The organism is Streptomyces sp. AcH 505 (assembly GCF_000818175.1).
Classification (GTDB): Bacteria; Actinomycetota; Actinomycetes; order Streptomycetales; family Streptomycetaceae; genus Streptomyces.
Genome location: NZ_JTIY01000001.1, coordinates 1,293,712 through 1,296,201, shown reverse-complemented (window position 1 = coordinate 1,296,201; position 2,490 = coordinate 1,293,712). Strand labels below are relative to the sequence as shown.

The 2,490-nt window shown below is 70.8% G+C and carries 2 protein-coding genes; both read left to right on the top strand.

Features of this window, described 5'->3' with window-relative positions; genetic code table 11:
* A partial coding sequence (locus tag HY68_RS05895; protein ID WP_041985222.1) for an NAD(P)H-quinone dehydrogenase occupies positions 1–1,256 on the top strand: 1,256 nt, incomplete at its 5' end.
* Between the two features lie 110 nt (positions 1,257–1,366).
* A complete protein-coding gene (locus HY68_RS05890) occupies positions 1,367–2,347 on the top strand; it encodes a DeoR/GlpR family DNA-binding transcription regulator (RefSeq protein WP_078863448.1) in 981 nt (326 codons plus the stop codon).
* Positions 2,348–2,490 lie beyond the last annotated feature (143 nt).

Sequence of the window (2,490 nt, the reverse complement as noted above, 5' to 3'; positions counted from 1 at the left end):
CCTCGTACGAGGAGCTGGGCATCATCGTGGCCGACGACACACCGCCTCTCGAGCAGGCGGCCCGGGTCGTCGGCGTCGACCTCGGCAAGGTCAACCGGCGGGTGAAGCGCCTCGCGCTCGCCCAGTCCCACGACATCACCGCTTCCGTGACCCGGGCCGGCGCCCGGGTGCTGCGCGGCCGGGGCAGGCTCGACGGACGGCAGGCGGTGGACGGCTCGCGGCAGGTGATCGTGACGTCCCCGGAGGGTACGGAGGAGTCGCTGACCGCCGACGCGGTGCTGATCGCGACCGGCGCGCACCCCCGGGAGATCGTGGACGCGCAGCCCGACGGCGAGCGCATCCTCAACTGGACCCAGGTGTACGACCTGGAGGAGCTGCCCGAAGAGCTGATCGTGGTCGGTTCGGGCGTCACCGGCGCCGAGTTCGCCGGTGCCTACCAGGCGCTCGGCTCGCGCGTCACGCTCGTCTCCTCGCGCGACCGGGTGCTGCCGGGCGAGGACCCGGACGCGGCGGCCGTCCTGGAGGACGTCTTCCGGCGACGCGGCATGAACGTGATGTCCCGCTCCCGCGCGCAGTCGGCCAAGCGCGTCGGCGACCGCGTGGAGGTCACCCTCTCCGACGGCCGGGTCATCTCGGGCTCGCACTGTCTGATGGCGGTCGGCGCGATTCCCAACACCGCCGACATGGGCCTGGACGGCGCGGGGGTCAAGGTCAAGGAGTCGGGACACATCAAGACCGACCGGGTCTCGCGCACGTCGGCGCCGGGCGTGTACGCGGCGGGTGACGTCACCGGCATCTTCGCGCTGGCGTCCGTCGCCGCCATGCAGGGCCGGATCGCGATGTACCACTTCCTCGGTGACGCGGTCGCCCCGCTCAACCTCAAGACCGTCTCGTCGAACGTCTTCACCGACCCGGAGATCGCCACCGTCGGTTACAGCCAGTCGGACGTCGACAGTGGCCGGATCGACGCCAGGGTCGTCAAGCTGCCGCTGCTGCGCAACCCGCGCGCCAAGATGCAGGGCATCAGGGACGGCTTCGTGAAGATCTTCGCCCGGCCGGGTACGGAGATCGTGGTCGGCGGGGTCGTCGTCGCCCCCCGTGCGAGTGAGCTGATCCATCCCATCTCGATCGCTGTCGACAACAATCTGACCGTCGAACAGATCGCGAACGCCTTCACCGTGTACCCGTCGCTTTCGGGTTCGATCGCGGAAGTGGCACGGCAGTTGCACACGCGGAAGACGGTGGAAGAAGTCTGAGTTCACGGCCCGGAACGCGTATACCACCGCCTGGTCCGATCTGTGTGCAACTTCTGTAAATCGGCGCAAACTGCTGAAAGCAGACGGTCGTTGGGGTTACTGTCAGTTTCGTGTTCGCTGCAGAACGTCGCCAATTGATCCTCGAAATGGTGCGCGCCAACGGGGCCGTGTCGCTCCGTGAGCTCGCCCGCGTCGTCCAGACCTCCGAAGTGACCGTACGGCGGGACGTGCGCGCGCTGGAGGCCGAAGGACTCCTCGACCGCAGACACGGCGGTGCGGTATTGCCGGGCGGATTCACGCGAGAATCCGGCTTTCCGCAAAAGTCCCATCTCGCGACGGCCGAGAAGACGGCCATCGCCGACCTCGCCGCGAGCCTCGTCGAAGAAGGCGAAGCCGTGGTCGTCGGCGCCGGTACCACCACGCAGGAGCTGGCCCGCAGGCTCGCGCGTATCCCAGGACTCACCGTCGTCACCAACTCCCTGCTGGTCGCCCAGGCACTGGCGCACGCCAACCGCGTCGAGGTCGTCATGACGGGCGGCACGCTGCGCGGCTCGAACTACGCGCTGGTGGGCAGCGGGGCCGAGCAGTCCCTCCAAGGCCTGCGCGTCAGCCGCGCGTTCCTGTCGGGCAGCGGCCTGACGGCCGAGCGCGGCCTGTCCACCTCCAACATGCTCTCGGCGAGCGTCGACCGCGCGCTGGTGCAGTCGGCGGCCGAGGTGGTGGTCCTGGCCGACCACACCAAGCTCGGTACGGACACGATGTTCCAGACCGTGCCGACCGACCTGATCAGCAGGCTCGTCACCGACGAGCCGCCGGCCGGCGACGACCGCGCGGCCACCGAACTCCAGGCGCTGGCCGACCAGGGCGTACAGATCACCGTGCCCGGCGCGGGCGCGACCGGCGGCGGCCCCGGCCCGGGAGGAGCCCCGACCGACGGCGCACCACCGGGCACCGCCGCCCGGCGCGGGCGCGACATGCCCCTGCCGGCCCAGCGCCGCACGCAGGGGGGCGGCCAGGGCGTACCGCAGCTGCGCAGCGCGGTACTGGCGACGGAACAGGGCGCCAGGGTGGCCGACCTCCGCCGCCGCTGACGTTCCTCGTCCGGCGGTCTCGCCGTCCGGCGCGGGTTGCGGGTCGGGTCGCGGTTGCCGTTGCCGTGGTCGTGGTCGCCGTGCGACCGGTGGTCGCTTACCGGGGTGGTTGCGGTTGGTGCCGGGGGTCGTTCCGGGGTCGT